The sequence below is a fragment of the Luteolibacter sp. genome (assembly GCF_058122085.1).
Window position 1 is genome coordinate 20,973 of record NZ_JBIKBQ010000047.1, and the last position, 6,212, is coordinate 27,184.

The following is a 6,212-nucleotide window of genomic DNA, read 5'->3' on the forward strand; positions in this document are numbered from 1 at the left end:
AGTTCACCCTTCTCCACGAGCCTGGATGCCCGCCACCATTACGCGGCTGGCTTCGACCATGGTCTTGAAACGGGTGGACGCGTCGGATGCAGACGGCATCTCTCCGCTGATAGAACCGCGTTCCCATTCCGCGGCGAGCCGCGACAGACCGGTGAATCCGAGCATGGCCGCTGAGCCTTCTTCGAGAAGATTGGGCTGGCCGGGCAGATCAGCGGGCTGATGCCATTCACCTACACCAGCCGCAACGCCATCCCACCGGCCCAAACTCTTGTGGCATTTATGATTTCGGTGGTGGCCGGAGCCCGCCGCTTGGCTCATACCGACTGGCTTCGGGCAGACAAAGCCCTTCACGCCCTGCTTGGCATCGATCGTTTTCCCGGCACCGACACCGTGCGCAACCTCTTCCTGCGTTTCCGCCAAGGCCACATCGAAGAGTTTTGGCGTCCCCTTTGGAAATGGCTGCTCGCGCTCTCCTGGCCGATGCCGGCGGCGGGATTCAGCCTCGATCTGGATAGCACTGTCTTCCAGCGCAGTGGCAACCAAGAGGGAGCCAAGCGTGGCTACAACCCCTCGCGTCCTGGTCGCTTTACATCGCCCAAAGTTGGGGTGGTCTCGAAAAGCATAAACCGCTGCTGGACAACATTTCACAATGGCCAGGAGCAACTTCGCCGAAGTTGCCGCCCGAGCCACCTAGAGATGAGACAGCAGGCGGCGGACCCGAGCAAAAACACTGCGCCGCTTAGCCCAAAATCATCCAACTTCGGTTTTCGGGTTCAATGAAGATCGGGACCGCGGCGGAGGAGGCGAAAACGAGCTTCCTCACCCCGGCGGCGGCGGCCTCCTCCAGCACGTTGAGCAGGCCGTGGACGTTGATGTCCACGCACTCGCCAGGCTTGGCCATGGACTCGGGGACGCTGACGAGCGCCGCCAGATGGAAAACAAAGTCGATTCCCTCCATGGCCTTCCTCACCAGCCCGCGGTCGGTGACGGAGCCTTCGATGAAGGTGTGCCGGAGTCCGTCGAGATTGTGGCGGTAGCCGGTGCGGAGGTTGTCGAGGACGCGGATTTCCTCCGCCTTGTCCTGATAGTGCTCGCCGATGTGGGAGCCGATGAACCCGGAGCCGCCAGTGATGAGGATTTTCATGTCGGAGAGATGATGGTGGCCGGCATGAAGGGACCGGATTCAAATCCGGTCACGCGCCGAGCGTGGGGTCGTAGTCCTTGGGCGCGCGGATGATTTTCTCGATGCCGTGCTTGGTGACGAGGTTGCCGGCGCTGGAGCGGCTCTTGATGCCGAACTCGGCGAAGTGCAGCGGGCGGATGAGGTTGCGCATGCGGAGGCCGGACTTCAGATAGACGAGCAGCATCTGGGCAGCGCTTTCCTCGTTGGTCTTGTGGAAGGCGAAGTAAAGGACGCGGGTGCCGGGCTTGCCCTTGGTGAGGTCGTATTCCTTGTCGCGGGTGACGCCGCCGACGGTGAAGCGCTTGGCGAGGATGGGGCCGTCGCGGCCGTCCCGATAGATCATCGAGTAGATGAGGTCCTCGTCCTTGCGGAAAATCGCGACGCGCAGCGGCTTCTGGCCGACGAAGACTTTCTCGGCCACCTTCATGACGCGCATCTTACCGTCCTGGGTGAAGGTGATGAGGTCGTCGATGGTGGAGCATTTCTCCACGGGCTCGCCGTCCTTTTTCAGACCGTAGCCGGCGAAGCCGTTCTTGGCGTCCAGATAGAGCGTCTCGGTGGCGGCGACGACCTGCATCCGGTCCACGCGCTCGAACGAGGCGATCTCGGTGCGGCGCTCGCGGTCCTTGCCATATTTCTTGGCGAGATCCTCATACCAGCGGATGGTGAAACGGGTGAGGTTGCGGAGGTTTTTCTCGGTTTCCTCGATGCCTTTTTCCAGCCCGCGGATTTCCTCGTCGGCCTTGAAGGAGTCGAACTTGGAAATGCGCTTGATCTTGATCTCGGTTAGCCGGGCGAGGTCCTCCTCGGTGACCTCGCGCTTGAGGAGTTTCTTGAACGGCTTGAGGCCGTCGTCGATGGCCTTGAGCACGGCCTCCCAGGTTTCGCATTCCTCGATGTCGCGGTAGATGCGGTTTTCGATGAAGATCTTTTCCAGCGAGCTGAAGTGCCATTTCTCGGCGAGCTCGCCGAGTTTAATCTGCAACTCGGATTCCAGCAGGTTGCGGGTGTGGAAGGTGGTGCGCCGGAGGATCTCGGAAACCGCCATGAACACCGGCTTGCCATCGACGATGACGCAGGCGTTGGGGGAAATGGTGAGCTCGCAGTCGGTGAAGGCGTAGAGTGCGTCGCGGGTCTGCTCGGGATCGGCGCCGGCGGGCAGATAGACGAGGATGTCGGCGTGGGCGGCGGTGTTGTCCTCGATCTTGGCGATCTTGATTTTCCCCTTGTCGGCGGCGGCGACGACCGACTCCATCAGGCCGCCGGTGGTGGTGCCGAAAGGGATTTCCGTGATGCGGAGGATGCCCTTCTTGTCGGTGGCGATGCGGGCGCGGACCCGGACTTTTCCGCCGCGCAGGCCGTCGCGGTATTCGGAGGCGTCCATGATACCGGCGGTCGGGAAATCGGGAACCAGCGTGAACGGCTGGTCGCGCAGCACGGCGATGGACGCCTCGATGAGCTCATGGAAATTGTGTGGCAGGATCTTGCAAGCGAGTCCCACGGCGATGCCCTCGACGCCTTGCGCGAGGAGCAGCGGGAATTTAACAGGCAGCGTGTCGGGCTCTTTCCGGCGGCCGTCGTAGCTGGGCAGCCAGATGGTGGTTTTCGGATTGAAGACGACCTCGTTGGCGAACTTGGTGAGGCGGGCCTCGATGTAACGGGGAGCGGCCGCGCCGTCGCCGGTGAGGGTGTTGCCCCAGTTGCCCTGGGTGTCGATGAGCAGGTCCTTTTGGCCGAGCCCGACGATGGCGGCGCCGATCGACTGGTCGCCGTGCGGGTGATAGTTCATCGTGTTTCCGACAATCCCGGCGACCTTGTTGTAGCGGCCGTCGTCGAGCTCGTCCATGGCGTGGAGGATGCGGCGCTGGACCGGCTTGAGGCCGTCGTAAAGGTGCGGCACCGCGCGCTCGAGGATGACGTAGCTGGCGTAATCGAGGAAATAGTCGGAATACATTTCCCCCAGCGAGGCGTGTTGGTCCGGGTCGTGCGTCATGAGGGCGGATGGTTAAAGAAGCGGGAGCATCCGCGCAAGCCTGAGGTGAGAAGATCGTTTCCCGGTCTTGCCGTCCGCGCCCGGGCGGCTAATCATCAAGCATGAAATCCGCGTTCACAAACACCTGCGAAATCGCCCGCCGGGACTGGCTCAAGGCCGCCACCTTCAGCGGCGCCGCCGCGCTGCTCGCCGGCGCGAAAGCCTCCGCCGAACCGTCAGGCAGCCCCGCCCGCAAGGTGCGCGGGATCGTTTTCATGGTGTCCGACGGCATGAGTCCCGGCGTCCTAACGATGGCCGAGGCCTATTCCAATCTCACCCGCAAGCGCGGCACCCGGTGGTGGTCGCTGCTCAACGACCGCAACGCCGCCCGCGGCCTGATGGATACGGCCTCGGCCAACTCGATGGTCACCGATTCCGCCGCGGCCTCCAGCTCGTGGGGCGGTGGCCAGCGCGTCAACAACGGTGCCATCAACGTCAGCCCCGAAGGCCGGGAGATCACCCCTCTCGCCGCCATCCTCAAAAACAAAGGCGCGCGGATCGGCCTTGTCAGCACCGCCACCATCACCCACGCCACGCCCGCCGGGTTCGCATCGATCGCCCCGAAACGCGGCGACGAGGACGACATCGCGCCGCAATACCTCGACCGCGTGGAAATCCTGCTCGGCGGCGGCTCCGGCCATTTCAGCGCGAAGGACCGCGCCGACAAGCGCGACCTCGCCGGCGATTTCGCCAAGGCCGGCTACGGCATCGTCAACACCCGCGACGCGCTCCTCGCCGCCCGCGGGCAGAAACTGCTCGGCACCTTCACCCGCGGCCACCTCCCCTTCTCGATCGACCGCGACCACAACCCCGCGATGGCCGCCGCCGTCCCCACTCTCACGGAAATGGCCCAGGCCGCGCTCACCCGCTTCCTGCCAGGCGACAAACCGTTTCTCCTGCAAATCGAGGGCGCCCGCATCGACCACGCCGCCCACCTCAACGACATCGGCGCGCTGCTTGGCGACCAACTCGCCTTCGACGACGCGCTCGCCGCCGTGCTCGCCCTCATCGGAAATCGCGACGACATCCTGCTAGTCGTCACCAGCGACCACGGCAACTCGAACCCCGGCCTCAACGGCATGGGAAGCGGTTACGCCGAGAGCACCCAGAGCTTCGCCCGGATCACGAAAATGAAGGCTTCCCACGAGCGCCTCTTCGCCGAGTGGGCGAAAACCCAAGGCGGAACCACCGACCAGCTCACCACCCTCATCAAGCAGCGCCTCGACTTCACCCTCAAGCCCGACCAGTCCGCCGCGCTGCTCGAGATTTTCGAAAAACAACCCGTCGTCGAGTGGAACGAACAACTCAGCAAACCCGAAGGCCTGCTAGGCCAGTTCGCCGGCAACCACACCGGCATTGGCTGGACCGGCACCACCCACACATCGGACCCCACGCTCATCTCCGCCCTCGGCCCGCAGTCCGACCGCTTCACCGGCATGGTGAGAAACTCCGACGTCTTCGGGCATCTGCTGGAGATGCTGGCGTGAAGCCTGCGGAGTTGATTTCCACCCGTCAAATCCGTGCTTGGCAGTCATACGAATCCTCACAAAACTCCCCTCATGCAGACCGCCCCGTTTCTCAAAGACCTCTTCGACCTTTCCGGCAAAACCGCCGTCATCATCGGCGGCACCGGTGAACTCTGCGGCACCATGGCTGTCGGCCTCGCCCGCGCCGGCGCGGAAGTCGTCCTCGGCGGCCGCATCGCGGAAAAAGCCGCCAAGCGCCTCGCCGAAGTCGAGTCATACGGCGGAAAAGGCTACTTCGTCCCGGTCGATGTGACCTCCCGCGAGTCCCTCCAGTCGCTTCTCGACACCGTCCTCAAGCGCTCCGGCCAGGTGGACATCCTGATCAACGGCGCCGGAACCAACTCCCCGACCCCGTTCCTCGACATCACCGAAGAGGAATACCAGCGCATCATCGACACCAACCTCTCCGCCATTTTCCGCGCCTGCCAGGTGTTCGGCCGCTATTTCATCGATGAATCCCAGCCCGCCTCGATCATCAACCTCGGCTCCATTTCCGGCCTCAACCCCCTCTCGCGTGTCTTCACCTATTCCGCCTCCAAGGCCGCCGTGCACAATCTCAGCCGCAACCTCGCCCGCGAGTGGGCCGACAAGGACATCCGCGTCAACACCCTCGTCCCCGGCTTCTTCCCCGCCGAGCAAAACCGCAAGGTGCTCGACGAGGCCCGCGTCCTCGACATCCTCCGCCAGACCCCGGCCTCGCGCTTCGGAAACTCGGATGAACTCATCGGCGCGACGCTGCTCCTCGCCTCCGCCAAGGCCGGCTCCTTCATCACCGGCATCGAAATGATCGTGGACGGTGGCTTCCACGCGATGACGATTTGACCAAATCCCCCCTCCCGCGCCGCATGAGAAGCAGCGCGGAAAACGACACCATGAGAAGTCCCGAGGGTTCAAATCCGTCGATCACGTTGGAACCATATCGGCGATCTGTCAGGCTGGCATTCGAGGTGTATCCATAACTGCCATAACCGGAACGCCCAAACCCCACCAAGGTGATAAAATCCCCAATGGAAGCCCCCGTTCCCAGCGAAGGATATCCCAACCCCACCGGCAGTGGCGCACCCAGGCGCAACAGCGCCAGATCGTCATTCACCGATGGATTGCCGAAGCCGGTGAATCCGGAATGGGTGAATGCCTCCGTCACGGTGAACGCACCATAGCCCGGCAGATGAAACGCGCCGCTCCAAGCGGTGTCAGGCAAACCGTCGTCGTTCAAATCCACATTATGCCCCGCGGTGAGCACCCATTCGCGCGACAAAGCGACCGCCGAGCCTTTGTAGTTCCCTCCACCGCTGGAAATCGCCAACGCACCGACAAAAGAAAACGTCCCTTCCGTATCCAGCCGCACGGCGGATTTTTAAAAATCGGCAAAAATCTGGTTTTCAGCTGATTGAGCCAAATTACTGCACATGTTCTGCGCCTTCGGGCACAACTCGCGCATGGCCACATCCCGCTACCGCGTCCCGGCAAT

The 6,212-nt window shown here is 63.0% G+C and carries 6 protein-coding genes; 2 read left to right on the forward strand and 4 right to left on the reverse strand.

Features of this window, described 5'->3' with window-relative positions; genetic code table 11:
- Positions 1 to 3 precede the first annotated feature (3 nt).
- The 3 genes from AC4DF4_RS08905 to AC4DF4_RS08915 form a co-directional block, all read right to left on the reverse strand.
- The gene (locus AC4DF4_RS08905) at positions 4 to 543 is read right to left on the reverse strand and encodes an Hpt domain-containing protein (RefSeq protein ID WP_490047770.1); all 540 of its coding nucleotides are present in this window, start codon (positions 541 to 543) and stop codon (positions 4 to 6) included.
- Positions 544 to 739: 196 nt separating this feature from the next.
- Positions 740 to 1,144 (reverse strand): NAD-dependent epimerase/dehydratase family protein, encoded by a 405-nt coding sequence (locus AC4DF4_RS08910; RefSeq protein WP_490047771.1) that lies wholly within the window; start codon positions 1,142 to 1,144, stop codon positions 740 to 742.
- 49 nt (positions 1,145 to 1,193) lie between these two features.
- Positions 1,194 to 3,176, reverse strand: a complete 1,983-nt coding sequence (locus AC4DF4_RS08915) for a DNA gyrase/topoisomerase IV subunit A (protein WP_490047772.1) — start codon at positions 3,174 to 3,176, stop codon at positions 1,194 to 1,196.
- A gap of 101 nt (positions 3,177 to 3,277) precedes the next feature.
- On the opposite strand from AC4DF4_RS08915, the gene AC4DF4_RS08920 reads away from it, so the two are divergent.
- Positions 3,278 to 4,702 (forward strand): alkaline phosphatase, encoded by a 1,425-nt coding sequence (locus AC4DF4_RS08920; protein WP_490047773.1) that lies wholly within the window; start codon positions 3,278 to 3,280, stop codon positions 4,700 to 4,702.
- A 72-nt stretch (positions 4,703 to 4,774) separates the two neighbouring features.
- Positions 4,775 to 5,563, forward strand: coding sequence for an SDR family oxidoreductase (locus AC4DF4_RS08925; protein ID WP_490047774.1), 789 nt, complete (start codon positions 4,775 to 4,777; stop codon positions 5,561 to 5,563).
- Here AC4DF4_RS08925 and AC4DF4_RS08930 read toward each other — a convergent pair.
- Positions 5,511 to 6,089 carry a trypsin-like serine peptidase gene (locus AC4DF4_RS08930; RefSeq protein WP_490047775.1) on the reverse strand — a complete coding sequence of 193 codons (579 nt, stop codon included), beginning with the start codon at positions 6,087 to 6,089 and terminating at the stop codon, positions 5,511 to 5,513. The genes AC4DF4_RS08925 and AC4DF4_RS08930 overlap by 53 nt on opposite strands.
- Positions 6,090 to 6,212 lie beyond the last annotated feature (123 nt).